This is a genomic window from Arthrobacter sp. P4_F10 (assembly GCF_056401435.1).
This window is the reverse complement of record NZ_JBFUJJ010000009.1, coordinates 139,104-164,683: the sequence shown is the minus strand read 5'-3', so window position 1 is coordinate 164,683 and position 25,580 is coordinate 139,104. Positions and strand designations below refer to the sequence as shown.

Genomic DNA, 25,580 nt, shown 5'->3' with positions numbered 1-25,580 from the left:
GTGCCGGTCGTGGCGGCATCCGTACCGGGGCGGTTGCGCCCGTTGTGGCGGCGTGCCAGTCGTGGCGGGTGCGCCCGTCGCGGCGGCATGCCTCGTCACGTCGTCGGAGGCCGGGGCGCCGGTCGTGGCGGGTGCGCCCGTCGCGGCGGCATGCCTCGTCACGTCGTCGGAGGCCGGGGCGCCGGCGCCTAGCGACCGCGCCGGAAGCTTTTCCACATAGCCGTCGTGGGAGATTCCGCCCAGTACGCTGCCCCGGCAGGCTGGGGACATGAAGTTCTCCCCCGGCCTTGCAGCATTGCTCCTGGCGCTGTCCCCCATCCCCGCAGATTCCGTCGCCGCGGCCTCCCAGGTTTCGGTTTCCACTCCGGCTTCGGCTTCGGCTTCGGCTTCGGATTCCACTCCGGTTCCGGCTTCCACCGGCCGGGGCACCCCCAGGGCAGGACCAGTCCCGGCACTTGACTGGAGCTGGCCGCTCAGCCCGCGCCCTGCGGTTCTGCGCGCCTTCGACCCCCCGGCCAGGCCGTGGCTCAGCGGTCACCGCGGTGTCGATATTGCGGCGGCACATGATCGTGCCCCGCTCATCTCGCCGGCCGCCGGAACGGTGAGCTTTGTCGGGACGGTGGTGGACCGGCCGGTCATCACAATCGATCACGGCAACGGGCTGCGCAGCAGTTTCGAGCCGGTGGCGAGTTCGTTGACGGCGGGGTCCGCCGTGGCAGAGGGCGACGTCCTGGGGCAGGTACAGGCCGGCCACTGCGGCCCGGGGCCGCCCTGCCTCCATTGGGGCGTCCGCCGGGGCGAAGACTACGTCAACCCGCTGGCGTTCGTGATGGACCTGAGACCTTCTGTCCTGCTCCAGCCCCTGGATGCCGGCCCCTGACGATCGGCCCGCCCATGCACGGACCCCAGGCTGTCGCGGCGGCTATTGGGCGCGCATTAGACGATCGCGGAAATTCCCGTGATCGCCCGGCCGGTGACCAGGGTGTTGATCTCGTGCGTGCCCTCGTAGGAATAGATGGCTTCGGCGTCCGCGAAGACCTTGGCCATCTCGAAGTCCGTCACGATTCCGTTGCCGCCAAGGATGCTCCGGCCCAGGGCCACACTCTCGCGCATGCGCGCGGTCGTGAACGCCTTGGCCAGGGCGGACTGCTCGTCCTTCGCCTCCCCCGCGTCCTCCAACTGGGAAAGCCTCACCATCATGCCCATCGAGCTGACCGCGTTACCGAGGATCTGCACGAGCTGGTGCTGGACCAACTGGAAGGAGGCAATCGGGCGGCCGAACTGGCTGCGCTCCACGGCGTAGCGCCGGGCGACGTCAAAGGCCGCGAGCTGCTGGCCCACCGCCTGCCAGGCCACCGCGAGGCGGGTGACCTTCAGGACCTTGTTGGTGTCGCGGAAGCTGTTGGCGTTGGCGAGCTTGAAGAAGTCCGGCACCACCACGTTATCGAGCGTGATGTCGGCGTTCTGGACCGTGCGCAGCGAGATCTTGTTCTCGATCTTCACGGCGCTGTACCCCTCGGTCTTGGTGTCGACGAGGAAACCCTTGACCTGGTTGTCATCGACGTCGCGGGCGTAAATGACCACCCAGTCGGAGAAAGTGGCGTTGCCGATCCAGCGCTTGGCTCCGTTGAGGATCCAGTTCCCGCCGTCGCGCCGTGCTGTGGTGCGCGTGCCGCCGGCGACGTCGGAGCCGCCAAGGGGCTCCGTGAGGCCGAAGGCTCCGATCTTCTTGAGCGAGTAGATATCGGGAAGCCACGCGTCCTGCTGCTCCTTGGAGGCAAGGGCTTCGATGGAGCCGGTGAAGAGCCCGTCATGGACGCCCATGAACGTCGCGATCGACGTGTCCGCGCGGGTGGCTTCGGCGTGCAGGATTCCGGCGAAGAGGTTCGAGTAGCCCTGCCTCCTGACTGGGCTGACCAGGTCAATTTCGGCAAGCTTCGGGATCAGCTCCATGGGGAACTCAGCGCGATTCCAGCAATCGACGGCGATCGGCCTGACTTCACGGGTGAGGAACTCGCGGACCTCGGCCAGCCGGTCCTGCTCCTTGGCGCTGAGCAACTGCTCGAACGCGAAGAAGTCGCCGTCAGCGTAGGGCAGGTTATGAATGTCGATTGCAGCCTTGGGCATGGTGTTCCTTCACTCGTGATCAGCGGCGACCAAAAGGACGCGGGTTTCGCGCCTGAGATATGTTACTCACGAGTAACATATCTCAGTCTGGTGCCTCCTGCAAGCGACGGCCCGACAAAGAAGAGCCGCGGCCGACGTCGAACGTCAGCCACGGCTCCCGTGGTGCGGACCCCGGGTGAGGAGGATTCGCAAAAATGTCGGGCTACTCGGACTTGAACCGAGGACCTTAGGATTATGAGACCTTGGATAATTCCGCGCCACTAGAGGGAACTTCAGGGGATGACTATCCTCCGACTATCCACCACGTTAGAAATTGAGCTTGACATCAAGCCGTGCGGCGCACTCGTGAAGGTCTTCATCGAACAACCCCGCGTAGGTATCCAGCGTGAGAAGGGCTGTGGCATGGCCAGCTATCCGCTGCACAACTTTCACGTTTGAGCCTACGCGGATATGCAGACTGAACCTCTTCAAGCGCCGCTGGCTGGCTGCCATGAGCGCCACCCCGGACTTACTGCCGGGGATTTGCGCGTAGCCGAGTGGCTGGCCGCCAATCTGGACGGCACCACCACTGTGCACCGCACGTGGCAACAGCTTCGCAACGAACTGCGCCTGCCGAATCATGCGGCGGGCGTTCACCTGACGACGCTGCCCCGGTTGGGATTTGTCGGAGAACGCATCAGGACCGGACCCCCGGCCGGATTTCCGCTGGAGCTGCCAGTGCCCAAGCTGCCCGCGGAACGCACCGTCAGCAACTACGAAACACGCGCCGCCGTCGAAGCCAGGAATTCGCGCCGCGCCGCCGGCAATCGGGCCGCTGACTTGCGGGCGGATGCCAAGTGGGGCGTGCGCGCCTAGTGTGGAGCGTCGCTACTGAGGACGCCGCTGCCTACTCACTGCGGCAAGTGCGGGAGGCGGCAGCCCGGCATGCACTCCCCTACTTCCAAAAGGACTCCTACCTGAGCGCCATAGCCGGAGCACCACTACTACCGGCAGAGAAGCGCACTAGGTGTAATTCCCACGGACGTTGTGAACGCGCTGGATGGGTGAGTGGCCTTTGATGCCGCTGTGCGGTCGATGGTGATTGTAGTAGTGGACCCAGTCCTCAGCGTCTTAGCGCCATGCAACCGGCTCGGTCGTCGCGTTAGCGGCCGGACAGCGGTGGCCTGGTTCTAGGATTTCCCGCATGCACTTTGATGGAATCCGATGGTAGGGCCGCCACCCCCGGGCATTTGGCCGGCCCGGGCCAGTCGAGGAATAGAGCGCTGCGGAAGGGGTGGTGCGGGCGTGACTGTCCGTAACCCGCCGCGCCTGTGTAATGGCTGGTGCGATTATCTGCCAGGAGCCGGCCACGGAAACATGCAGGTCAGGCGCCTACTTTTATACTGTGGCACAGCAGTCCGGTTAGGGGCACGCCACGGCGTCATTTCTCCCTAGGAGTGACGATTAGCACCCCAGAGACCGGCTCCATCGTCCCTTGAAGATGGAGCCGGTCTGAGCGGCCTGCGCCGAGACGCAACCATCACAGGATTCAGAAAAGCCCCCGCGCTCGATCCCCGAGGAGAGCGCGGGCGCCTTCACTGAGGCTTCCATCCGCTACTGGGGGGACACGGAGGAACCTGCCAAACACAGTTGGCTCGAAAGCGCAAGTCAAACGCACGGATTGAGGCGTCAAGTCGTCGCTCGTCCCGAATATACTGATCAGTGCTGCAGCGGTGAGCAGTGAGACTTTCAAGGAAGTTTCCCCGTTCGTTGAACAGATGGTGTGTTGCAGCGGGGTCAGCCATCAGGACCGGCACGGCCCGTGACAGGCCGGCTGGAGCAGGCCGCGGGAGGTGAATGGCTCCGCCCCGTTCCACCGGGTGCTACCCGGCGACTTTGGTGCCGGTGGAGGTTTCGGAGGCGGTGTTGTAGCCGCTCTTGGAACCGGTGACCTTTACCGTGATGGTCCGTCCCCGGTCACCGGAGCGGACCTTGTACGTGGCGGAGCTGGCATCGCTGATCAGAATGTTCGAGCGGTACCACTTGTAGGTCAGTGTCACCGGCGGCGGGCCCCACGCCCCGGGGACAGCCGTGAGGGTGGACCCGGCCGCCGCGGTGCCAGTGATCGTGGGCGTGGGTGCGGTGAGCGTGCCCTTGGCGATCGCTGAGGTCCCTGCGGACGTCCTGGAGGCCGTCGTGTAGCCGGTCTTGGAACCGGTGACCTTCACGGTGATGGACCGGCCCGCATCGCCGGAGCGCAGCTTGTAGCTGGTTCCGTAGGTATCTCTGATCTCGTTGCCCGATCGGTACCACCGGTAGGCCAAGTTCACCGGCGCCGGTCCCCAGGTCCCTGGCACCGCGGACAGCGTGGACCCGACCTTCCGGATCCCGCGGATTGTCGGAACCGGACCGTAAGTGATCTTGGCTGCGTGCCAGTAGCCGGAAAGGTACGTTTTCCCCAGGTATTGGACGCCGGCCCGGTTGAAGTGGATCAGGTCGCCCTCATTCACGGCTCCGGACTTGGAGGGTGCAAAACCCGTGGAGGAGACGCGCGCCGGCGTTTCCCGGTGGCTCCTGTCGATGTTGACCCTGCCCGGCGTGGCTTCGATGCCCTCCGGCGTCATCTGCCCCACCACAAAGGGGAGCTTCGACGCGGCCAACCGGGACCGGAAGAACGCAATGAGTTTATCCAACTTCGCGCTGTACGCGGAGGTCGTCATCGACGAGTTATTCTCGCCCTGGTGCCAGAGAACGCCTTTGAGATCCACCGTGCGGCCGGTCGCCCTCGCCGCCGCGATGCCCTCATGCGTCTGCCTCACCGCCAACTCCGGGAGGTCACGCGCGGACGATGTAGCCGCGCCGACAGACCATGTGAGTGAGGACGAGTCGCTCGTGAACCCGGTGCCGCCGTGCGCCGCCGGGATGATGAGAACCCCAACGTTGGCGGGCTGGGTTTTCAAATACTCACGGGCAAACGTCGTGGCAGGCGAAATCCCGCTCGCAGTGTCGTGCATGTCTAGGGGCACCGTGGCCGTCCGGAACCTGCGGTCCTTGGCGCCGTACTGGAAGATCCGCGGATCCACCGGATCATCGGTGGTGCCGCCTGGCAGACCCCGCCCGGACATGTTCGACTGCCCCGCCGCCAGGAACACATGCAGTACGGTGACCGCCTCCGCCGCCTGCACCGGCACGCCTGCCAGCATCATCGCAGAAACCGCCAGACCGACCAGCAGGCCCCGAACCTTTGACATGCGTCTTTTCACGGATCCCCATTCCGTTAGCGGGAGGCCCAGCACCCGGACCTGCAAAGCCGCAGACCCACCCGCCCTAGACGCCTCCCTCACCGGCAGCCAGCCCCGTCAGGTGCACCAACACAGCCCCGGACCGGCCATCATGAACAGTCTTATCCAAGGACCCTGCAGTTTTCTTGACCCACCCGCCCCGAGGCGATGGATTCACCGGCAACCCCGGGCGCCGGCAGTCCTGATTCGCCCGTCCGGGCACATGTTCCTTCGGGCGGCCGGCTGTCCATCGGGCCGCGCTGCGGGACGGTTCCACCAGCCGGGCGGGCGGAAGTGTCCGGGCATGCCCGTGTGAACGCCCACTATGGGCAGGACGAAGGCCGTTGCCGGCAAGGCGCCTAGTGTCTCGCTTGTGTATCTCGCTTGTGTGTCTCACTAACATGTGTCACCATGTTGTTAGGAAAGCACCTAGTGAGATACCGATGGTGTCTCTTGGGCATAGGGGACACCATGAACAAGCTCATTGGATACGCACGAGTCAGCACCAAGGACCAGAACACCGAGCGCCAGGAGATTGACCTCAAGGCGGCTGGCGTCCGCGCTGACGATCTGTATATGGATCATGGCATCAGCGGAGCCAAGGCCGAGCGCCCCGGCCTTACGGCGGCGCTCAAGGCGCTACATGAGGGCGACACGCTGGTCATCACCACCCTTGACCGACTGGGCCGCTCCACCGTAAACCTGCTTGCCCTGATCGACGGGCTAACGAGGCGCGGCGTGCACGTCAAGATTCTTGGACTCGACATTGATACCCGCAGTTCAGCGGGTCGCATGGTTCTGACGATGATGAGCGGACTGGCGGAGATGGAACGGTCCCTCATTCGGGAACGGTCAGCGGATGGAATGCGCAAAGCGCGCGACGCCGGCCGCATTGGCGGGCGTAAGAACACATATAGCGAGAGCCAGATCAAGAATGCCAAGCACCTGATAGACGCGGGCAAGCCAGCAACCGACGCGGCGCGTGATCTCGGCATGAGTCGCGCAACGCTGTACCGCCGCATGAACGCGCTGTAAGCCGTTCTAACGGCGTCGGACACAGAAAAGCCTCAGCCATCAACGGCTGGGGCTTTTGTCGTCGCTGAGGTTAATCAGTGGCGTGTGAGCCCGATTCTCGGCTAGTCCGTCACTCGCCGCTGGCGAAGCCAGTTGGCAATGTCTGTCTCGCTGTAGCGGATCGTGCCGCCCGGAAGCTTGTAGTAGTCGGCGCCGCTTGCGGCGTTGCGAATCAGCCAGCGAGTGCTGACGCCGAGGCGCCTGGCAACCTCTTCACGGCTAAGCATGGCCGGAACCTCCGGTCCCGCCTTTGCAGGTGTCGCGGGCGGCTCAGGTGGCAGGGCTTGCGGCACCTGCGAAGAGTTCAGGATTGCAGCTACTCCTCTGGCTGGTTCCTGCGACGGCTCCGGCATGGCGTCCACAAGCCGCTGGACCTTCGCCTGCATCTCCTCGCGCTTCATCGATCGATCTCCAAAGGCTCGCGCCCATCCCGTAAAGGGAATGGCATGGCTGGCGTGCTTCATCTTTCGTCATCCGAACTTCCCAGAAGTAGCGGCCGAAGTCCACAGCGCTTCAATCCCTGCACCGTTTTGGCTGCTTCCGCCGCTCCGGGCGCCACTATCGGACTGAATCCAGCTACATCACGCGGAAAACAGGGCCTCGTCCGACCCTGCCGACTATCCAAAAACTATCCAATAGCTGGGGAACAGCCAAGAAAAGCAGGGAACGCATCGACGGCCCATTCTGTCAACCATTCACCCGCCGGAGACAGCAAGAGAGGCCCGGTTCCCTTTGTTTGCAAGGAACCTGGCCTCTCTATTTCAGTAGGGCTACTCGGACTTGAACCGAGGACCTTAGGATTATGAGTCCCGCGCTCTAACCAGCTGAGCTATAGCCCCCTGTGCCCGGAGCCGGACCTGGCCCGCGGGGGCCGGATTGAGTCCGGGCAAAAATACTCTAGCAATACTAGACGCATCACACGTGCACGCGGCCACCGGTCGGCACGGCCCGCATCCAGCCGGCCGGCCGACCCGGAGCCTGCCTAGACGACGAGGTCGTCGTAGCTGGCGCCCCGATAGATGTCCTCAAACGTCTGCAGCGTGCGCGCGATGCCGTGGTTCTCCACCATTTCACGGCTGGTCTTGCCCATCGCCGCGAGCTCGTGAGCGGGCAGCGAGAAGACACGCGCCAGCTTGGCGGCGAGGTCATCGCTGTCATTGGGCGTGAAGAGGTAGCCGTTCTCCCCGTCGCGCACCAGGTGCGGCAGCGCCATGGCGTTGGCCAGCAGCACCGGAGTCGACGCCGACATCGCCTCCAGGGTCACCAGGGACTGAAGTTCCGCCGTGCCGGGCATGCAGAACACGTCGGCCGTGATGTAGGCCCTGCGAAGGTCGGCGTCACTGGCCATGCCCAGGAACCTGACCCTGTCCGTCAGCCCGAGCCGTGCGACCTGGGCTTCGAGGGCCGGGCGGACTTCTCCGCCGCCGACGATTTCCAGGTGGATGTCCAGGTCCTTTGGCGTCTTGGCGACGGCGTCAATCAGCACGTCCACGTGCTTCTCCTCCGCCAGCCGGCCGGCGAAGAGTACGGTCGGGCTGGCGTGGCGTTCCACGGTTTCGTCGGGACCCAGTTCGTAGGCGGCAGCGTCGATGCCGTTGGAGAGGGGCAGGACCTTACGGAGGAAGGCATGCTGGTGCATGGCTGTTGCGGCGAGCGGCGTGGGTGTGGTCACAACGTCGGCTTGGCCCATGACCTTGCCCATGTCCCGCCAGGAGATCCGGCCAATGATGTCTTTGAACCATTGCGGGAACGGCAGGAAGGGGTTCAGGTTTTCCGGCATGAAGTGGTTCGTCGCCACCACCCGGATGCCGCGGTTCACGGCCTCGTACAGGACGTGCTCGCCGATCATGTAGTGGCTCTGGATGTGCACCACGTCCGGCTGGATGCGGTCGAACAACAGTCCGATTTCCTTCTTGATCTCCCACGGGAAGGTGACCCGGAAGTACTCGTGCGTGGGCACGGAATGGGAGCGGAGGCGGTGCACGGTGGCCTCATCGCTGAACTCGCTGTAGCTGGCGCCCTTGCCCGGGCGGCAGGCCAGGACATGCACTTTGTGTCCGCGGGCCGTCATGCCCTTGGCGAGGCGGTAGCCGAACTGGGCGGCGCCGTTGACGTGGGGCGGGTACGTGTCAGCGGCAATCAGGATGGTCAGCGGGGGCTGGTTGTCGGACTTGGTCACGTGAAGGGCTCCTGGTGGTCGCTGTGCGGACAGCTGGATCAATGGCGGCCGGTTGGCGGTCGGCACAGGCGCGCCGGGGCCCGCAGCCGGAATCTGGACTGACGCCCTAGGACCTGCCCGCTGCCTTCCGCGCGTCCTTCTTGCGCTTGGTGACTTCCGGGTGGTGCCTGGAGAGGGCTATGACTCCCACGATAGCAAGCAATGCGGCCGTCCCCATGGCAATAGCCGTCACGGCTTGGACATCTGGACGCAGTTCTCCAAGAATGACGATGCCGATCGCGATGCCCACAATGGGGTCGATCACGGTCAATCCTGCGATCACGAGATCCGGCGGTCCGCTCGAGTACGCGCTTTGGACAAACCACGATCCCAGAGCGCCGGCAGCAATAATCGCCACAACGCTGTACCACGGCACGTTCAGCAGGAACTGTCCGTTGGGATCGAGCAGGTGCCTGCCGATGATGCGGGTCAGGACCGCCACGAAGCCGAACAGGACCCCGGCGCCCAGGATGTAGACGAAGGCGCTCATGCGGTGCCTGAACAGGACGGCGAGCGTGCCAAACGCCGCGACCGCCACGGCCAGGAGCAGCACGATGGTCAGCTCGTCCTCGCTGCTGACGTTGTGATTCTCCTGCGTGGCGGTGACGGCCAGCAGCACGAACAGCGCTGAGCCGGTCACGCAGAGCGAGATGGCCACGATGGTGGCCCGGTTCATGCTCAGGCCCTGGTCCTTGGTGTTGACCACGGTAGTGATGACCAGGGCGATCGCGCCGATCGGCTGCACCACCGTCAAGGGCGCCATGACGAGGGCGATCGCGTTCATCCCCATCCCGACGCACAGCAGCAGGAACCCGAATACCCAGCGCGGGTTGCGCACGAGCCGCAGCAGGCCGTGGGTGCTCAGCGCCAGTCCGCCGGTATCGGCCTTGACCGCACTGCCCTGGCGCTGTGCCCCAAACGCCAGGCAAAAGGCGCCGAGGACCGCAAGCAAGACCGCAAGCCAGACCATCAGTGGGAGCCGCCGTCGTGCGCCCGAAGCTGCCTGCCCTTGCCGATGATGGCCCAGATGTAGTTGTAGGCCGCGATCCAGTGCCCCACGAGTCCCAGTCCCAGGAAGATCCACGCGACCACGGCGTAGACGTTCGCGGCAGGCACCGGAAGTTTGGACAGCACCAGCAGCGGTGTGCCCACCAGAAGCAGACCCGTCCGGATCTTTCCGATGCGGCTCACCGGCAGATCCGGGTGCCCGTGGAAATAGAACAGCGACAGGGCCAGCAGGACCGCGTCCGGGACCAGCAGTGCGACCAGATACCACCACTGGACGACACCGGCGATCACGAGGGTCACGGCCACGGCGATCAGCGAGAGCCTGTCGGCAATGGGGTCCATGACCCGCCCGAGGTTGGACATCTGGTTGAAGCGGCGGGCGATGTAGCCGTCCACCCAGTCAGTGCTGGCCATGATGGCGAGCACGAGGGCGCCGTAGCCGTACTCGTGTTCCGAGAGGACGAGCCAGATGAAGAGGGGAACACCAAGGAAGCGCACCACGGTCAGGACATTTGGAACCGTGAAGATTGCGTCGCGGTGCACAAGGGGCTGCCCGGGGCGGGCGCCAGCGCCGATGAACTTCATCGATTCCCCCCTTCCGTGGACGGCAGCAGTTTGGCGTTTCGGTACAGGGGTCTGCCTAGCCCTTGATCAGCTTGCGCAGCAGAATGGCCAGGGCAGCGGCCGCCGCGGCCAGCACGGCAAGGGGCTTCCAGCGGTCCTTGATCTGGCCGGTCAGGTTTTGCCCGTCAGCGGATGTGGGCGTCCCCGCCGAGGAGCGGGCTGCGGAGCGGAAGCCTGCGATCTTGTCGCTGAGCTGCCCTTTGCCGACCTGCAACCTGGCCTGGGTGGCGGCCAGCAGCGTCTGCGCCTGGGTCCTGACATCGAGTTCCCGGCCGAGGTCGTCCCGCACGCTGGTGAGATGCGTGCGCCGCTGGTCCAGACGGCGTCGGAGTTCGGCCTCTGTGGGGGCGGGCCCGAAGTCGGGCTTTGCGGCCGCCCTGGCTTCCTTTTCCGCCTTTTCCTTAGCGGCGGCGGCTTCCTTGGCGGCCTTGGCGGCTTTGTACTGTTCGGAGTTCGGATCCAGGATCGCTGCGTCGAAGGCGGAGCCTTCCTTGGCGATGCCGAGATCGTACTTGAGTCCCCGGATCGTTTCCTCGGGGACCAGCGGCATGACCGCCTTGAACTTGTTCAGCCCGATGAGCGCCCCGATCGTGGCGATGATCAGGCAGACGGCGGAAACCAACAAGGCTGCGAGCCACGCCGGCATGATCGTGGCCAGACCCATGATCGCGGCGACCATCAGACCGATCACCAGGAGCGCAACGAAGACCAGGGCAACGCCGAAGAAGGCGCCGGCAACACCGAGCTGGATCCCCTTGCGCTTGATTTCGGCCTTGGCCAGAGCTATCTCGTCATTGAGCTGGCGGGGGGCCAGCCTGAAGATCATCTTCAAGGTTTTCGGCAGCGCCGAAATGCGCAACCCGCTGCCTGTCCCGCCGCTGTGACGTCCGCTCATCGGTCCCGCCTAACTGGTGCCATCCGTCGATCCGCTCGCGCGGGCTTGCCGGGTCTGGACAGCTTCGCACAGACCCCGGTGTCAAAACTATCATTTCGGCTCTTGGGAGGCCCTTTCGGGCAAGGTGTGGCGCGCCCGCGCAACCACCGGCCTGCCGCCCTTGCGGGCCCTAGGATGGACCTCTGTGAGCACACCCCCCAATCCCGGTGATTCCCTGAGCCGGCGTCGCAAATTCCTCTATATCCTGACGCTCGGCGCCCTGACGGCACTTGGGCCGTTCACAGTGGATCTCTACCTGCCCGCGTTCCCGGCCCTGGAAGACAGCCTTGGCGTTTCCGAGGCCGCGGTGCAGCTGACGCTCACGGGGACGACCATAGGTTTCGCGCTGGGACAGCTGGTGGTGGGCCCGCTGAGCGACAAGTTCGGCCGGAGGCTGCCCCTGATCCTGGCGACGGCGGTCCACATCACTGCCTCCCTGGGCGCGGCCCAGTCCACGGATATCGCCACGCTGGGTTTCTTCCGTGTCCTCATGGGCATCGGGGCCGCCGGCGGCGGTGTGGTGGCCATGGCCATGGTCCGTGACCTGTTCAGCGGCTACGCGATGGTGCGGATGTTCTCGAGGATGGCACTGGTCAACGGGCTGGCCCCGATCCTCGCCCCGGTCATCGGCTCCCAGCTGCTGTTGCTGATGCCCTGGCCCGGCATCTTCCTGTTCCTGGCCGCCTACGGGACCTGTGTCATCATCGCGGCCCTGTTCGTGATCCGGGAGACCCTGCCCCCGGAGCTGCGCGGCAAATCCGGGATGACCGCGCGCCAGCGCTACAAAGTGCTGTTCTCCGACCGTATCTTCGTGGGCCTGCTGCTGGTGGGCGGCATGAACTTCGCGGGCCTCTTCGCCTATCTCTCCGCCTCGCCGTTCCTGTTCCAGAATGTCTACGGTTTCACTCCCCAGCAGTACGGCCTGCTCTTCGGCATCAACTCACTCGGCATCGTGGCAGGCGTGCAGACCAGTGCACGGCTCATCAGGCGCGTTCCGCCGCAATGGATCCTGGCCTGTTCCACGGCCTGGATGTTCATCATGGCCGTCCTGATTGTCGTCTTCGACCAGCTGGGATTCGGGCTGTGGGGCATCCTGGTGCCGCTGTGGTTCTACATCCTCGGCGCCGGTTTCACCTTCCCCACCGTGCAGGTGCTGGCCCTGGCCAAACACGGCGCCCAGGCCGGAACCGCGGCTTCACTTCTTGGCGCGGCGACCTTCATGATGGCGGGCCTGGTCTCCCCGGTGGTCGGCTGGCTCGGCGTCGACTCCGCAACCCCCATGGGTGCCGTCCAGGCAGCCTGCATCCTGCTGGCGGCCGCTGCGCTGTGGCTGGTTGTTCGGCCCAGCACAGTGCCCCCGATCCAGTAGGGCCGGGCCGCCGCGCTCTCCGGCGGGACGTGCCCGTTCTTCGCGGCACCCCGGCGGGACATGCCCATTCTTCGCGGCATCCCCGGCGGGACATGCCCATTCTTGACGCCCGGGAATGGGCATATTGGCACTATGTCCACGCGCCAGGACCAGCACTGAGCATGTCCCCATGGGCACCTCACCAGGACTGAGCATGTCCCTCCGGGCACCTCACTGATCGGACCAGGGCGGGGCATGCCCATTCTTCGCGGCGTCCCGGGCGGGGCATGCCCATTTTTCGCGGCGGCCCCGGCGGGACGTGCCCATTCTTGGCGCCCGGGGCTGGGCATATTGGCACTATGTCCACGCGCCAAGAGCAGCAGTGAGCATGTCCCCCGGGCACCGCGGACTCCTCGACCCCTCACTCCCTGGCCCTGGCCCGCTCGCACCCTGTTCGGCGTCCGCGGCGGGCGATAAAGTTATTTCATGCCCGACAGGCAGGACCCCCCGCCCCTTCCGGCCACTTGGCAGCGGTGCGACGCCGGAATCCTGCCCCTGTGGTGGGATCGTCTGTGCAGTCAGACCAGTCCCCAGTCGGCGGCCCTGTACGCCTCCGGCCTGTTCACCGAAGACCGCCGCCGTCCGATTGCCCAGTGGTACAACCCGGCATACGACTCCGCCCTCCTCGTGGCACCGGAATCTTCCCCGGAGTGGCCGGTGCAACGGTTCGGCATCTTCTATGCGCCCCCGGGCGGCGGATTCACCCAGGTGCACTCGGCGCCGCATGAGTGGCACCCGCGCGAGCCGCGGAAGTCCCCCACGGAGCTGGAGGCGTTCCAGGCCGCGGTGGCCGAGGCCCAGCGCTTCCTCCAGGTGGAAATGTACTTCGTCTGAGTCCGGCACCTGAAGCGCCCGGACCACGGAACGGAACCATAACCACGGGGCAACAAAAAAGGTCCCGCGGCTGGTTTTCACCGGCCGCGGGACCTGTCCGCTCCTCCTGCTGGACTTGAACCAGCAACCCTTCGATTAACAGTCGAATGCTCTGCCAATTGAGCTAAGGAGGAATGAAGCAGGTACGACATTAGCAAACGTTTTGCCGGTAGGGAAATCGGCGAAGGGACCAGTGCCGGCCAGCCGCTAAATACCCCCTCCGGGTATAAAAAAGTCCCCGTTCCGGAACCCGGAACGGGGACTGCGCGCTCCTCCTGCTGGACTTGAACCAGCAACCCTTCGATTAACAGTCGAATGCTCTGCCAATTGAGCTAAGGAGGAATGGAGCGGGTATAAGCCTAGCAAACACCAGCCCGGGAAACGAAATCGGCGGCTCAGGCGTCCGAGCGCAGGGACCGCCGCTGCATCTCCAGTTGCATGAGTTCGCGGTTCAGGCGCTGGAAATCCTCGGGATCGGCCGAGGCGTCCAGACGCTGCAACTGGCCCATCTTCTCGGCCTTGACCCGGGTGATCTGGAGTTCGAACAAGCGGGCAAGGATGTCCTTGCAGTAGCGCAGGACACCTTCGGGCGTGTTGGCCGGCAAGGGCACCACCGCGAGTTCGGACACGAGCGGGCGCAACGGCTCAGGGACCTCCTGCAGCAGCTGCTCCACCCAGCGCACCGGGTCCCCGGCAAACCCGAGTCCGGTGGCCCGGATGGCCTCGTGGATGGCCAGATAGGCGGGCGTGGAGAACCGCGCTTCCGAGAAGCGCTGCCACGTCTCGCCCTCGAGCATGCCGGGTTCCTGCAGCGCGACCTCGAGTGCCTGGCGTTCCATCGCTGCCACGGGGTCCCGGGGATCAGGACGGTTGAAGGACGGGAGCACCGCCGACGGCGGCAAGGGGGCAACGCCCGGCCCAGTCCCGGCAAAGCCGCGGCCGGACCCGGGATGTCCCTGCCCGCCGCCATGGCCGCCGCCCGGCGGGGCCGAGGCAGCCTGTGCGGCACGCTTGGTCGCGGCTCCGACGGCCCTGCTGACCTCCTCGACCGGCATCCCCAGCCAGCCGGCGAGCTCCCGGGCGTAGGCCGGCCGGATGCCGGCGTCGCGGATCTGCGCCACCACAGGCGCGGATTCGCGCAGGGCAGCGATCCGGCCCTCGACGGTGTCCAGATTGTGCCGCTTCAGGGTGGCACGGATGGCGAACTCGAACAGCGGTCGGCGGCTCCCGATCAAGTCCCGGACGGCGGAGTCGCCCTTGGACTGGCGGAGTTCGCAGGGGTCTGCGCCGCTGGGTTCCACCGCCACGAACGTTTGCGCGACAAACCGCTGGTCCTCCTCGAAGGCGCGCAGTGCCGCCTTCTGGCCTGCGGCGTCGCCGTCGAAGGTGAAGATGACTTCTCCCCCGCTGCCGTCGTCGGAGAGCAGCCGGCGGGCGATCTTGATGTGCTCGGTGCCGAAGGCGGTGCCGCACGTGGCCACCGCCGTCGGAATGCCGGCCAGGTGGCAGGCCATGACGTCGGTGTAGCCTTCCACCACCACGAGCTGGCGGTCCTTGGCGATGCTGCGCTTGGCGAGGTCGATGCCGTAGAGGACCTGGGACTTCTTGTAGAGCGCGGTTTCGGGGGTGTTCAGGTACTTCGGGCCCTGGTCGTCTTCATAGAGCTTGCGGGCACCGAAGCCGATGGTGTCGCCGGCGATGTCCCGGATGGGCCAGATCAGCCGGCCGCGGAAACGGTCGTAGATCCCCCGGCCGCCTTCGGAAAACATCCCGGTGAGCTTGAGCTCGGCATCCGTGTAGCCGCGGCCGCGGAGGTGCTTGAGCAGCGAGTCCCAGCCCTGCGGCGCGTAGCCCACACCGAACTGTTCCGCCGCCGCACGGTCAAAGCCCCGTCCGTAGAGGAAGTTGCGGCCCTCGGCCGCGCCCGGGGTGATCAGCTGGGCACGGAAGAATTCGTCGGCCAACTTGTGCGCGTCCAGCAGACGCTGGCGCCGGCCGATGTCCTCCCGGTTGGGACCGGAGCCGCCGTCCTCGTAGTGGAGTTCGAAGCCGATCCGGTGGGCCAGCTTTTCGACGGCCTCGTGGAAAGTGGTGTGGTCCAGCTTTTGGACGAAGGAGATGACGTCGCCGTCCTCGCCGCAGCCAAAGCAGTGGTACCGGCCAACCTGGGGACGGACCGTGAAGGAGGGTGAGCGCTCGTCGTGGAAGGGGCACAGGCCCTTGTAGGACCCCAGCCCGGCTCCCTTGAGCGTCACGTAGCCATCGACGACTTCCTTGATGTCGGTGCGCTGGCGTACTTCATCGATGTCTTCGCGTTTGATCAGGCCGGCCACAGTGCCATCCTAGTCCCCGGGTACGACGCCGACTGTCCGGCCACGGCGGCGCTCACCACAGCGACGGCAGGCTGCCCACGAGGCGCTCGTACATGGCCAGCGCTGAGCCGTCCGTCAGCGAGGCGACCTGGTCGATGACCACGCGCAGCCGCGCGGCGTCGTCCGCGGCGTCGAGCCAGTCGGCGGCGAACATCGGCTCCAGGTGGCGGTCACCCGTGGCGCTGAGCGCGGTGACCAGGGCATGCAGGACCTCGCGCTGGCGCTCATAGATGGGCTGCCGGTGTTCGGTGGTCATGACGAAGGTGGTGGCCAGGCCCTTCATCACCGCGATTTCCATGACGGTCTCATCCGGGACAATCAGCTCCGCGTTGTAGCGGGTCAGGTTTTCCGGGCCGTAGACCGTGCGGGTGGCCTCCAGCGCACTCTGGCAGAAGCGGCCGATGAGCTGGCTGGTCATGTCCTTGAGCGCCGCCATGGCCTTGCGGCTGCCATCGGCCTCGCGCACCCAGACGTCCGTGGCCTCCAGCCGGGCCAATGCGGCGTCGATCGCGGCGGGATCGTTGTGCGGCAGGTACCACTGCTTGGCGTAGCCGACGACGCGGGCGCGGTGGTCCGGGTTATCCATCCAGCGCAGCTGGAAATGGCCTGCCACGATCGCGTCCTCGACGTCGTGCACCGAGTAGGAGATATCGTCCGCCAGGTCCATGACCTGCGCTTCGAGGCAGGACCGGCGTTCCGGGGCGCCGTCGCGGATCCAGTCGAAAATGGGGAGGTCGTCCTCGTAGGCGCCGAACTTGCTGGTCCGCTCCCCGTGGATGACCGGCGCGTTCACGGCGGACCAGGGGTACTTGGCGGCGGCATCGAGGCTCGCCCGGGTCAGGTTCAGGCCAGCCGGCCGGCCATCGGCGGCAAGGACCTTTGGCTCCAGCCGGGTCAGCAGCCGCAGCGTCTGGGCGTTGCCTTCGAAGCCGCCGATCCCATGGGCCACCTCGTTGAGGGCGGCTTCGCCGTTGTGGCCGAAGGGCGGGTGGCCGAGGTCGTGGCTGAGGCAGGCCGTGTCCACGACGTCGGGGTCGCAGCCGAGCGCACGGCCCAGTTCGCGGCCCACCTGGGCAACCTCAAGGCTATGGGTGAGCCTGGTCCGGACGAAGTCGTCAGTATCCGGCGCCACCACCTGGGTCTTCGCGCCGAGCCGGCGCAGAGCCGAGGAATGCAGGACCCTCGCACGGTCGCGCTCGAAGTCCGACCGGTAGGTGCTCTTGGGCGGCTCTTCGACCCACCGGGCGCAGTCGCGGGAGGTGTAGCCGTCCAGGACGGGGGCGGTGGTCCGGGTCTCAGCCACCGGAGACGTCCAGTTCAGCGAAGGAGATGTCGCGGGTCTGCGCGTCATCCAGCGTCCGGTTCAGCAGCCAGTCCTTCGGCAGCGCAGGCTTTTTCGGAGAGCCGGCGCGGCCGCGCGGGCCCTCGGCGTCGCCCCCCGGATACGGCGAGTCGAGGTCCAGCTGGTCCAGGGTCCCGCGCAGCACCTCGAGGCTGGTGACGAGTGCCAGCTTGGTCCGCAGTTCGCTGCCGACCACGTAGCCCTTGAAGTACCAGGCAATGTGCTTGCGGATTTCGCGCAGGGCCTTGCCCTCGTCCCCGAACGTCTCGACCATGAGCTCGGCGTGCCGGTACACGCTTTCGGCCACCTGGCGCAGATCCGGCCGGTGCCGCTGGTCGCTGCCTTCGAACGCGGCCATGAGATCGCCGAACAGCCAAGGCCTGCCCTGGCAGCCGCGGCCGACGACGACGCCGTCCACACCTGTTTCGCGGACCATCCGGACCGCGTCTTCCGCGGACCAGATGTCTCCGTTGCCAAGGACGGGAATGTCCGGCAGGGCTTCGCGCAGCCGGGCAATGGCGGACCAGTCGGCCTGGCCGGAATAGAACTGTGCGGCCGTGCGGCCGTGAAGTGCGACGGCGGCGACGCCGGAATCACGGGCAATCCGGCCGGCATCGAGGTACGTCAGGTGGTCCTCGTCAATGCCCTTGCGCATTTTGATGGTCAGCGGGACGTTGCCCTTGGAGGCTTCCTTCACCGCGGTCTGGACGATCGAGGTGAAGAGGTCGATCTTCCACGGCAGGGCCGAGCCGCCGCCGCGGCGGGTCACCTTGGGCACAGGGCAGCCGAAGTTGAGGTCGATGTGGTCTGCCCGGTCCTCCTCGACGAGCATCCGGACGGCTTGGCCGACGGTCACGGGGTCCACACCGTACAGCTGGACGGAGCGGACTTTCTCGTCGTCGTCGTGCGAGATGATGCGCAGCGATTCCGGCGTGCGCTCCACGAGCGCACGCGAGGTGACCATCTCCGCCACATACAGGCCGCCGCCGTATTCACGGCACAGCCTGCGGAAGGCGGAGTTGGTGATGCCCGCCATGGGAGCCAGGATCACGGGGGTGTCCACGGTGATCGGGCCCAGCTTCAGGGGCGGGAGTTCCAGCTTGGGGGCGGGAGGCGTTGCTACAACAGTCACCCGTCCATTGTCTCAAAGACGGGCAAATCGGCCCGGTCCCGCTCCGGTTATGTGGAAATGACCGGCTATGTGGAAACTTTCGCGTGCCGCCAGGGCCCGCGTCAGCCCCGCAGTGCGGCACGCCGCCCGCGGCGCGTGGCAGGACCGGCACCGGCGCCGTCAGGCTCGAACTCGTCGGCCGCGAACCCGTCCGGCGCGATCCCGTCGGATTCGCTCCAGCCTGACCCGCCGCCGTCGGACCCGACCCAGTCGGGCTCGATCCCTGCGGACTCCCCGCCCTTAACCGCGCCGCCCTTAATCCCCGTGGCCTTGACCACCAGCACGGCGATGAGCGTGGTGACCGGCACGGCCAGGACGAGCCCAACGGAGCCGACGAGGGTTCTGATGACTTCCTCGGAGAGTTCGGCGCTGGTGAGGGCGTCCCCGAGCGGGCGCTCATAGAGCATGACCAGGATCAGGATCGGCAGGGCCGCGCCGGCGTAGGCAAATGCAATGGTGTAGACCGTGGAGGCGATGTGGTCCCGGCCGATCCGCATCGCGGACGTGAAGAGCTGCCGCGCACTGGTTTCCGGGGCGAGTTCCCACAGTTCCCAGACGGCCGACGACTGCGTGATGGTGACGTCATTGAGCACGCCCAGACCGGAAATGATCAGTCCGCACAGGATGATCCCGGAGATTGAGATGTTGTCCGACATGTTGGTGAGCGTAGCGGCGTCGTGGCTGCCCACACCGGCGAGGTTTGCGGCGTCGGTGGCCCAGGCCGCCAGCAGCGCTGTGATGGCGAGGCCGAACATTGTCCCGAGCAGCGCCGTCGACGTGCGGGCGGAGAAGCCGTGGGCGAAGTAGAGCACCCCGATCATGATCACCGTGGAACCCACGAGCGCCAGGAGCAGCGGCGGCTTTCCCTCGACCAGCCCGGGCAGCATGAACGAGACAAGCACGACGTAGGCGCCGACAAGTCCGATCAGGGCCCGCAGGCCGCGCCAGCGCGCCACCGCGATCACGACGACGGCGTACAGCACGGCCAGGAAGATGATGGGCAGTGTCCGGACAAAGTCGACGAAGACATAGGCGGGCGCGCCCTGGCCGTCGGCGCCCTGCACCTTGGAGAGGTTCAGGTAGCGGATGTTGTCCCCGGGCTTCACACCGTGGGATTTCGCGATGTCCGGGTTGATGACCACCTTCACCGGGTTGCCGCCCTTGTCCGGCTCGGTGTAGGCGAACGTGCATTGCGAGCCCTCGTTCGGGGGCTGCGGGGTGGTGCCGGAACCGGGTGTGCCCTGCGCCGCGGCGTCACCGCCGGCCTGGGCATCCGAACAGCTGCCGACGACGACCCGCTGGATCTTGCCGGTGTCGAACGTCACGCCCGGGGCCGCGGCGTAGGGGCTGGCCAGGGTGATGCCCTCTTTGCTTCCCGACGGCCACATGAAGGCCATGGCCGCCAGGGTCAGCAGCGTCAGCGGGATCAGGATGGCAGCCAGGATCCAGTTGGCCTTCTTCCGCGCCGCGAGCGTCTGGGGTGTGGGCTCGACATCGTCAGTGTGAGAGTGCGAGTGTCCAGCGCCCATCAGCAGTTCAACCTCATGCCGAAAACTCTACGGCGTGGGCGGGGGCTGTCCGGACGGATGACGGGACACGCCGCGCAGATGCGGCGTGCCCCGGTGTGCGGCGTGCCCCGGCGTGCCGGAGTGCCGGCAGGACATCGCGGTTACGCCGGCGGGATGTTCTGGTTGATGTGGAAGAGGTTCTGGGGATCGTACTTGGCTTTGACCTCCCGGAGTCTGCTGAAGTTGGGCCCGTAATTCTCCGCGACCCGGGGCAAGTCATCGCGGTCCATGAAGTTGATGTAGCCGCCCGGCGCCGAGTAGGGGCGCAGTGCCGCCGCATATTCCTTGACCCAGGCGATGTTTGCCTCGTTCTCCGCCGGGTCCTGCCAGATGCCCGCAATCACCGGCGCGAACTTGACGTTCCGGTTGGCGAATGCCGTATCGTCCGCACCTACTCGCTGCACTGCTCCGTCAATGGGATACAAGTGCACGGCGGTTTGCACGCTGGGTACTCTGCTCCCAAAGTCGAGGTGCGCGGCGATGGCTCCGTCACTGAGCTCCGCGAGGAAATCGGCTTTCCAGTAGGCCTGCAGACCCTTGGGCATCAGGGGGTCGAAGGCCTGGTTCAGAGCCGGGTAGGGCATCGGCCCCACCATGGAACCCGCCACGGGGGCGACGTCCAGGAAGGGCTTCCAGCGGCTGGGCCCTTCGGCCTGATCGCCCGTCCACATGCCGACAACCACGGCTACCGGTTTCCCGTGCCATTCCTCGGGCAGGAACGGCACAGGTGGCCCGAGAGCGAATGCCAGGAACGCTCCAAACTCCTCCGGCGCTGAATCCAAATGATCCCGGTAGAACTTCGCCACAGTTTCTGCATGCTCCATCGGATAGATGATGATGCCGGCGTGAACCATATCCACCGGGTGCAGCCGGTATTCCAGYGACGTGACTACGCCGAAGTTCCCGCCGCCGCCGCGCAGCGCCCAGAACAGGTCCTCATTCTCGCTTTCACTGGCAGTTAGGAACTTACCGTCCGCTGTAACGACGTCGGCAGCGATCAGGTTGTCGCAACTGAGCCCATACTTCCGCGCGAGGTAGCCAATGCCGCCGCCCAGTGTGAGCCCTGCGACGCCCGTCGAGCCGATGATGCCGCCCGTAGTCGCCAGCCCGAAGGCGTGCGTGGCGTGGTTGAAGTCGGCCCAGGTTGCGCCGGCCTCGGACCTCGCCGTCTTGTTTGCCGGATCGACCCGGACGCCGGATGTGTTCGAAAAATCGATGACCAGGGCGTCGTCCCAGGTGCCAAATCCGGGAGCGCTGTGGCCTCCGCCGCGGATGGCAAGGTCCAGGGAATTGTCCCGGGCGAAGTTGACGCAGGCTATGACATCCGCCACCTGGGATACGCGGACCACCGCGGCCGGCCGCTTGTCGATCATGCCGTTGTACACCGCACGCGCCGCGTCGTAGTCCGCGTCACCAGGCGTGATGATCTGGCCTCGGACTTGCTCGCGCAGGCTATCGAGGGCTGTTCCGTTCATTTCGTTTACCGCCGATTTCGTCGTGAGATTCGACCCGGACGGTTCTCTGCGCTCCCAGCCGGCGTGGCGCCCGGAGGTTTACCTGCACATGCCTACTCCTCCCGCATTTCCCCGTCAAGGGCGCCGTCAAATGCGCCTGCCGGCCGCACCCATCACCGCGGGCACCGGCTCCGAATCCACACTAGGCACCACCTGCCTTGACGGGCGGAGGCTGCAACCTAGGGTTGGTTATTGACGGACGAAGGACGAAAGGACACACGCGTGGCCATGCGTAAACTAGAGGACCCCGAGCCGGGGGCGGGCCGATCCGGGCCCACCGCCAAGGCCGTGCTGAGAATCGCCGAAGCCGCCGGGGAAACCCGCGCAGTTGCCTTGGTCCTGCACGGCGGGCGGGCCGACAGCTACGACGCGGTCCGCGGCCGGCACCTGAGCCCGGCCCGGATGCGGCCCTTCGCCCGGGCACTGAACAGGCAGGGCGGCCCGCACGGGCTGGCTGTGTGGACCCTGCGCAACCGGTATCGCGGCTGGAACGGGGAAGACATGTCCCCCGTTCATGATGCCCGCTGGGCGCTCGCCCGGATCAGCCAGGAGCATCCTGGCGTGCCGGTGTACCTGCTGGGCCACTCCATGGGCGGTCTCACGGCGCTGTGCGTGGCCGACGACCCGCAAGTCGAGGCCGTCGTCGCGCTCGCCCCATGGCTCAATCACAAAACCCCGGTCCAACCCGTCGCCGGCCGCCGGGTCCTGATCGTCCACGGCACCGACGACCGCTGGACCAGCCCGGCGAACTCGCTGGACTATGCCCGTCGCGCCGAGGGCGTCGCCGCGTCCTTTGACTACGTCTCCCTCAAGGGTGCCGGCCATTTCATGATCCGCCGGTTGGCACTGTGGAACGTGCTGGCGAACGGTTTCGTCCTGGATGCCTTCGGCGAGGCCACGGGGGCTGATGTCTCCGGCGCCACGGACGCCTTACGCAGCGCGCTGCGCAGCGCCCCGCCGGCGGCCGGAACACGCCTGCCGGTGGTGCTGTGATGCCGACGTTCCCGCTTGATGCCTTCCTGGCCAGCCTGCCGTGGGTCATCGCGGGACTCGTGTTGCTGCTGGGCCTGACCTTCGCGGTTGCCGTGCGGCAGAACCGGCACTCCGTTATCGACACCGTCTGGGGCCTGGGCTTCGTGGTGGTGGCCGGCATCTCCTGGGTGCTCTCCGCCGGATACGGCGACGCCGGCCGCCGGCTGCTGCTCCTTGTCCTGGTCGCGGTCTGGGGCATCCGCCTCGCCGTCCACATCGGGCTCCGTGCACGCGGCGGCCACGAGGACCCACGGTATGTGGACATGCTCTCCGCAGCACCCGGATCACGCAACGTCTACGCCCTGCGGCGGGTCTACCTGCCCCAGGGTGTGGTGATGTTCTTCGTCTCGCTCACCATCCAGGTCGGCATGTTCGCCACCGGAACCCTGGGTTGGCTCGCGTTCGCCGGTGTCCTGCTCTGGATCCTTGGCTTCGTGTTCGAGACGGCCGGCGATTGGCAGCTGACGCAGTTCAAGGCCGATCCCGCCAGGCGTGGCACCGTCCTCAACACTGGGCTGTGGCGCTATACCCGCCACCCCAACTACTTCGGCGACGCCGCCGTCTGGGCCGGGCTCTTCCTCGTGGCCGCCGATTCCTGGCCCGGCGTGCTGACCGTCCTCTCCCCCGCCCTGATGATCTGGACTCTTGCCGGCAAGACCGGGAAGCCGCTGACGGAAAAGGCGATGGCCGCACGGCCCGGCTACAAGGAATACATCGAATCCACCTCCGGTTTCCTGCCCTTGCCGCCCCGGCGGCGGACCGTGGGGCACTGACATGCGCGGCCCGGGACAGGGCCGGCCTGCCCTGAACTGGCGGCGCCTGAACTGGCGGACCCTGAGGTGGCGGCGCCTGAGCTGGCGGCCGGAACCCAACGACCGTTTCTACCGATTCATCGTCCGCACCGGGCTGGCGCTGCGCTGGCTGTTCCGGATCCGCGTCCTCGTCACGGGCCGGGAGCACCTGCTCCAGCCCGGGCCGCTCAAAGCTTCCACCCGAGACGGCGCCCGCGGTGCCGCCCACCGGTGCCCGTCGCGGCCGGTGGTGCCCGGCCAGGGTGCCGTCGTCGCGATCACGCACTTCGGCTACCTCGACTTTGCCTTCGCCGAGATGCTGCTGTGGTGGCACAACCGGGCCCAGCTGCGCTTCCTCGTCACGCAGGGAGCCGCCGACCACTGGTTTGCCGGGCCCGCGGTCAGTGCAGCCGGGCATGTTGTGGTCGGGTACGGATCGGGAGCCCGCGCCTACGACGCCGCGGTCGCCCGGCTGAGGGAGGGCGAGTACATCGCCATCCTGCCCGAGGCGGGCGTGAGCCGCAGCTTCACGGTGCGCGAATGCAAGACCGGTGCCRTGCGAATGGCCGCCGAAGCCGGCGTGCCGATCATCCCGGTCTCCATCTGGGGCGCCCACCGGCTGCTGACCCGCCATCATGCCTTCTCGCCGCGGCGCGCCTGGCGCGCCCCGGTCCGCATCCACGTGGGCGAGCAGATCCTTCCGGGCTCGCTCCCGGGCCCGGCCGACGACGCCCGGCCGGCCACGGCACGCCTGGCCAAGACGCTCCAGGACGGGATCGACGTCGGCATGRCCGACTTCCCCCTGCAACCCGCGCCCGGTGCCTGGTGGATGCCGGCCGGGCTCGGTGGCGGCGCCCCGACGGAGGAGGAACGGCGCCGGCTCGACGAGGCCGACGGTCCGCGGCGCGCAGGTGCCAGGCGCCGATAAGACCGGTTTCCACCATCGCCTTGACTAAGCTCCATGGGGTACAAAATGCAGCGCCCCAGGGCGGCTCGATCCGCGCTGCCGGGGGCCTCGGAGTCGACCTGCTCGCGGTGCTGAGGCTGCGCGCCCGGGACCTGGTGGGCTTCACTTTCCTGCAGTTCGTGTTCCACCTGCCGGTGGTCCTGCTGCTGGTCTGGCTGCTGGGCATGACATTCGAGTTCGTGCCGCCGGTGATCCCCAAATAACGGTGTCTGACAGAAAAGGTGTTTGACGGTAACTGTTCTTAACCAAACTGACCCGCAGCTGTGGCTGCGGGTCAGTTTGGTTAAGGCTTACGCCGCGTCGGAGACGACCAGGGTTTCCGAGCCCTGGACATGGGCTTTTCCGCTCTCGAGCAGCGGTTCGACGACGGCGCGCAGGGCGGTCATCGCGTCGTCCAGTTCCAGCATCACCGGGTGCTGGTAGGCGATCAGGGCCAGAAGGTCCCGGACGGCGGCCCGGGCTTGATCCGCGTCGAGCTTGGGTTCGTGTCCGAGGAAGACTTCAGTTGGCCCGGCCGACGCGTCCGCACCGGCACCGTCGGCGTCGGCCCCGGGAATTCCCTGGGCGTAGCTGATGGCGAACCCCTCCAGCCGGCCCTTCCGGCTCGCCGCGATGCCGTGCCCGAAGGCACTGGCCTTGGGCGCCCGCAGCACGATCGCTCCGTGGGCGCCGCTGAGATCATCCAGGAACAAACGCTGCACTGCGGCAACGCTCAGCTCCCCCGGGCTGTCCCAGCCGTGCACGGCCGTGTAGTAGCGTCCCACGACGTCGCTGAGCTCCACCGAGCCCGTGGCCAGGTCTTCGACCTGATCGGTGGCCGCGGACTCCGAACCGTCGCCGAACACGGGCAGCTTGAGCGGCGCCGGGTCAACGACGACGAGGCGGGAGCGCTGGATCGGGGCCAGGCCCGCGGCCTCGGCAAACGCCGCCCCGGGGGTGCCCGGCTCCACTTTGCAGCGCAGTTTGGACACGCCCGACGGCGCCTGGGCGGCCTCGTGCCGCAGCATGGTCAGCAGCGTGGACCCGAGGCCGGCGCGGCGGTGGTCCCGGGCGACCTCGACATACGCCCAGAGCCGTTCCGGGTGCAGCGAGGCCTCGTGGACCACGGCAGCCGCCACGGGAATGGCGACGCCGTCCACGACGTCCTCGGCCACGATGCAGCGGCGCCACGGGGAATTGCCCGAGGGCGCCAGCGTGCCGCGGAACTGTCCGGCCTGGACCGTCTCAGGACCGCCCCAGATTTCCAGCAGCGCGAGGTCGTCGCCCTCCCGCCATTCCCGGTATGCGATGGCCATGA

22 protein-coding genes, 3 tRNA genes and 1 pseudogene are annotated in these 25,580 nt (G+C 66.6%); 9 read left to right on the top strand and 17 right to left on the bottom strand.

Features of this window, described 5'->3' with window-relative positions:
- Window positions 1-268 precede the first annotated feature (268 nt).
- A complete protein-coding gene (locus tag AC1DR1_RS12240) occupies window positions 269-880 on the top strand; it encodes a M23 family metallopeptidase (protein ID WP_229993442.1) in 612 nt (203 codons plus the stop codon).
- Window positions 881-936: 56 nt separating this feature from the next.
- On the opposite strand, the gene AC1DR1_RS12235 is transcribed toward AC1DR1_RS12240, so the two are convergent.
- The gene (locus AC1DR1_RS12235) at window positions 937-2,127 is read right to left on the bottom strand and encodes an acyl-CoA dehydrogenase family protein (RefSeq protein ID WP_364747356.1); all 1,191 of its coding nucleotides are present in this window, start codon (window positions 2,125-2,127) and stop codon (window positions 937-939) included.
- 522 nt (window positions 2,128-2,649) lie between these two features.
- Between AC1DR1_RS12235 and AC1DR1_RS12230 the strand changes: the two genes are divergently transcribed.
- Window positions 2,650-2,982: a hypothetical protein gene (locus AC1DR1_RS12230; protein WP_476992653.1), complete on the top strand. Its 333-nt coding sequence runs from the start codon at window positions 2,650-2,652 to the stop codon at window positions 2,980-2,982.
- Between the two features lie 147 nt (window positions 2,983-3,129).
- On the opposite strand, the pseudogene AC1DR1_RS12225 reads toward AC1DR1_RS12230, so the two are convergent.
- Together AC1DR1_RS12225 and AC1DR1_RS12220 are read right to left on the bottom strand one after the other, a co-directional pair.
- Window positions 3,130-3,231 (bottom strand): annotated as a pseudogene (locus tag AC1DR1_RS12225) (IS3 family transposase); the annotation flags it as partial.
- Window positions 3,232-3,989: 758 nt separating this feature from the next.
- The gene (locus AC1DR1_RS12220) at window positions 3,990-5,357 is read right to left on the bottom strand and encodes a sialate O-acetylesterase (RefSeq protein WP_364747343.1); all 1,368 of its coding nucleotides are present in this window, start codon (window positions 5,355-5,357) and stop codon (window positions 3,990-3,992) included.
- A 501-nt stretch (window positions 5,358-5,858) separates the two neighbouring features.
- Between AC1DR1_RS12220 and AC1DR1_RS12215 the strand changes: the two genes are divergently transcribed.
- Complete coding sequence (locus tag AC1DR1_RS12215) at window positions 5,859-6,422, top strand: recombinase family protein (RefSeq protein WP_229995746.1); 564 nt, start codon at window positions 5,859-5,861, stop codon at window positions 6,420-6,422.
- A gap of 101 nt (window positions 6,423-6,523) precedes the next feature.
- Here AC1DR1_RS12215 and AC1DR1_RS12210 read toward each other — a convergent pair whose 3' ends face one another.
- The 6 genes from AC1DR1_RS12210 to AC1DR1_RS12185 all read right to left on the bottom strand — a co-directional run bounded on the left by AC1DR1_RS12210 (window position 6,524) and on the right by AC1DR1_RS12185 (window position 11,206).
- Window positions 6,524-6,862 carry a helix-turn-helix domain-containing protein gene (locus tag AC1DR1_RS12210; protein WP_476966497.1) on the bottom strand — a complete coding sequence of 113 codons (339 nt, stop codon included), beginning with the start codon at window positions 6,860-6,862 and terminating at the stop codon, window positions 6,524-6,526.
- Window positions 6,863-7,226: 364 nt separating this feature from the next.
- Window positions 7,227-7,300: transfer RNA gene (locus AC1DR1_RS12205), tRNA-Ile, on the bottom strand.
- Window positions 7,301-7,443: 143 nt separating this feature from the next.
- On the bottom strand, window positions 7,444-8,640 hold the full coding sequence (locus tag AC1DR1_RS12200; RefSeq protein ID WP_229995748.1) for a glycosyltransferase: 1,197 nt from the start codon (window positions 8,638-8,640) through the stop codon (window positions 7,444-7,446).
- Between the two features lie 106 nt (window positions 8,641-8,746).
- Window positions 8,747-9,649, bottom strand: coding sequence for a DMT family transporter (locus AC1DR1_RS12195; protein WP_229995749.1), 903 nt, complete (start codon window positions 9,647-9,649; stop codon window positions 8,747-8,749).
- Window positions 9,649-10,272, bottom strand: coding sequence for a CDP-alcohol phosphatidyltransferase family protein (locus AC1DR1_RS12190; protein WP_476992652.1), 624 nt, complete (start codon window positions 10,270-10,272; stop codon window positions 9,649-9,651). Before AC1DR1_RS12190 ends, AC1DR1_RS12195 begins: the two co-directional genes overlap by 1 nt.
- A 55-nt stretch (window positions 10,273-10,327) precedes the next feature.
- Complete coding sequence (locus AC1DR1_RS12185; protein WP_229995751.1) at window positions 10,328-11,206, bottom strand: phage holin family protein; 879 nt, start codon at window positions 11,204-11,206, stop codon at window positions 10,328-10,330.
- A 184-nt stretch (window positions 11,207-11,390) separates the two neighbouring features.
- Between AC1DR1_RS12185 and AC1DR1_RS12180 the strand changes: the two genes are divergently transcribed.
- Entirely contained in the window at window positions 11,391-12,614 is a 1,224-nt protein-coding gene (locus AC1DR1_RS12180; protein WP_229995752.1) for a multidrug effflux MFS transporter, read from the top strand.
- A 465-nt stretch (window positions 12,615-13,079) separates the two neighbouring features.
- Window positions 13,080-13,487, top strand: coding sequence for a hypothetical protein (locus AC1DR1_RS12175; RefSeq protein WP_229995753.1), 408 nt, complete (start codon window positions 13,080-13,082; stop codon window positions 13,485-13,487).
- Between the two features lie 100 nt (window positions 13,488-13,587).
- Here the strand turns inward: AC1DR1_RS12175 and AC1DR1_RS12170 are convergent.
- From AC1DR1_RS12170 to AC1DR1_RS12140, 7 genes are all read right to left on the bottom strand, one after another.
- Window positions 13,588-13,660: transfer RNA gene (locus AC1DR1_RS12170), tRNA-Asn, on the bottom strand.
- A gap of 135 nt (window positions 13,661-13,795) precedes the next feature.
- Window positions 13,796-13,868 (bottom strand) — tRNA-Asn (locus tag AC1DR1_RS12165).
- A gap of 53 nt (window positions 13,869-13,921) precedes the next feature.
- Window positions 13,922-15,859 carry a DNA primase gene (dnaG, locus tag AC1DR1_RS12160; protein ID WP_364747339.1) on the bottom strand — a complete coding sequence of 646 codons (1,938 nt, stop codon included), beginning with the start codon at window positions 15,857-15,859 and terminating at the stop codon, window positions 13,922-13,924.
- Window positions 15,860-15,911: 52 nt separating this feature from the next.
- The gene (locus AC1DR1_RS12155; RefSeq protein WP_364747337.1) at window positions 15,912-17,201 is read right to left on the bottom strand and encodes a deoxyguanosinetriphosphate triphosphohydrolase; all 1,290 of its coding nucleotides are present in this window, start codon (window positions 17,199-17,201) and stop codon (window positions 15,912-15,914) included.
- Entirely contained in the window at window positions 17,194-18,372 is a 1,179-nt protein-coding gene (gene dusB / locus AC1DR1_RS12150) for a tRNA dihydrouridine synthase DusB (protein WP_018774562.1), read from the bottom strand. Before dusB ends, AC1DR1_RS12155 begins: the two co-directional genes overlap by 8 nt.
- Window positions 18,373-18,473: 101 nt before the next feature.
- A complete protein-coding gene (locus AC1DR1_RS12145; RefSeq protein WP_364747335.1) occupies window positions 18,474-19,940 on the bottom strand; it encodes a YibE/F family protein in 1,467 nt (488 codons plus the stop codon).
- Window positions 19,941-20,080: 140 nt separating this feature from the next.
- Window positions 20,081-21,454 (bottom strand): FAD-binding oxidoreductase, encoded by a 1,374-nt coding sequence (locus tag AC1DR1_RS12140; protein ID WP_476992651.1) that lies wholly within the window; start codon window positions 21,452-21,454, stop codon window positions 20,081-20,083.
- 267 nt (window positions 21,455-21,721) lie between these two features.
- On the opposite strand from AC1DR1_RS12140, the gene AC1DR1_RS12135 reads away from it, so the two are divergent.
- From AC1DR1_RS12135 to AC1DR1_RS12120, 4 genes are all read left to right on the top strand, one after another.
- On the top strand, window positions 21,722-22,486 hold the full coding sequence (locus tag AC1DR1_RS12135) for an alpha/beta hydrolase (RefSeq protein ID WP_476992667.1): 765 nt from the start codon (window positions 21,722-21,724) through the stop codon (window positions 22,484-22,486).
- Window positions 22,486-23,298, top strand: a complete 813-nt coding sequence (locus AC1DR1_RS12130; RefSeq protein ID WP_229993746.1) for a DUF1295 domain-containing protein — start codon at window positions 22,486-22,488, stop codon at window positions 23,296-23,298. Before AC1DR1_RS12135 ends, AC1DR1_RS12130 begins: the two co-directional genes overlap by 1 nt.
- A gap of 76 nt (window positions 23,299-23,374) precedes the next feature.
- Window positions 23,375-24,244: a lysophospholipid acyltransferase family protein gene (locus AC1DR1_RS12125; RefSeq protein ID WP_476992666.1), complete on the top strand. Its 870-nt coding sequence runs from the start codon at window positions 23,375-23,377 to the stop codon at window positions 24,242-24,244.
- Between the two features lie 20 nt (window positions 24,245-24,264).
- Window positions 24,265-24,486, top strand: a complete 222-nt coding sequence (locus AC1DR1_RS12120) for a hypothetical protein (RefSeq protein ID WP_229993747.1) — start codon at window positions 24,265-24,267, stop codon at window positions 24,484-24,486.
- 87 nt (window positions 24,487-24,573) lie between these two features.
- On the opposite strand, the gene AC1DR1_RS12115 is transcribed toward AC1DR1_RS12120, so the two are convergent.
- Window positions 24,574-25,578, bottom strand: coding sequence for a GNAT family N-acetyltransferase (locus AC1DR1_RS12115; protein WP_476992650.1), 1,005 nt, complete (start codon window positions 25,576-25,578; stop codon window positions 24,574-24,576).
- Between the last annotated feature and the right edge of the window lie 2 nt (window positions 25,579-25,580).

Coding starts and splice junctions, on each gene's coding strand:
- AC1DR1_RS12130 (WP_229993746.1), top strand. CDS start 22,486: ATGCCGACGTTCCCGCTTGATGCCTTCCTGGCCAGCCTGCCGTGGGTC.
- AC1DR1_RS12240 (WP_229993442.1), top strand. CDS start 269: ATGAAGTTCTCCCCCGGCCTTGCAGCATTGCTCCTGGCGCTGTCCCCC.
- AC1DR1_RS12215 (WP_229995746.1), top strand. CDS start 5,859: ATGAACAAGCTCATTGGATACGCACGAGTCAGCACCAAGGACCAGAAC.
- AC1DR1_RS12175 (WP_229995753.1), top strand. CDS start 13,080: ATGCCCGACAGGCAGGACCCCCCGCCCCTTCCGGCCACTTGGCAGCGG.
- AC1DR1_RS12235 (WP_364747356.1), bottom strand. CDS start 2,127: ATGCCCAAGGCTGCAATCGACATTCATAACCTGCCCTACGCTGACGGC.
- AC1DR1_RS12135 (WP_476992667.1), top strand. CDS start 21,722: ATGCGTAAACTAGAGGACCCCGAGCCGGGGGCGGGCCGATCCGGGCCC.
- AC1DR1_RS12145 (WP_364747335.1), bottom strand. CDS start 19,940: ATGGGCGCTGGACACTCGCACTCTCACACTGACGATGTCGAGCCCACA.
- AC1DR1_RS12185 (WP_229995751.1), bottom strand. CDS start 11,206: ATGAGCGGACGTCACAGCGGCGGGACAGGCAGCGGGTTGCGCATTTCG.
- AC1DR1_RS12210 (WP_476966497.1), bottom strand. CDS start 6,862: ATGAAGCGCGAGGAGATGCAGGCGAAGGTCCAGCGGCTTGTGGACGCC.
- AC1DR1_RS12190 (WP_476992652.1), bottom strand. CDS start 10,272: ATGAAGTTCATCGGCGCTGGCGCCCGCCCCGGGCAGCCCCTTGTGCAC.
- AC1DR1_RS12115 (WP_476992650.1), bottom strand. CDS start 25,578: ATGGCCATCGCATACCGGGAATGGCGGGAGGGCGACGACCTCGCGCTG.
- AC1DR1_RS12195 (WP_229995749.1), bottom strand. CDS start 9,649: ATGGTCTGGCTTGCGGTCTTGCTTGCGGTCCTCGGCGCCTTTTGCCTG.
- AC1DR1_RS12220 (WP_364747343.1), bottom strand. CDS start 5,357: ATGTCAAAGGTTCGGGGCCTGCTGGTCGGTCTGGCGGTTTCTGCGATG.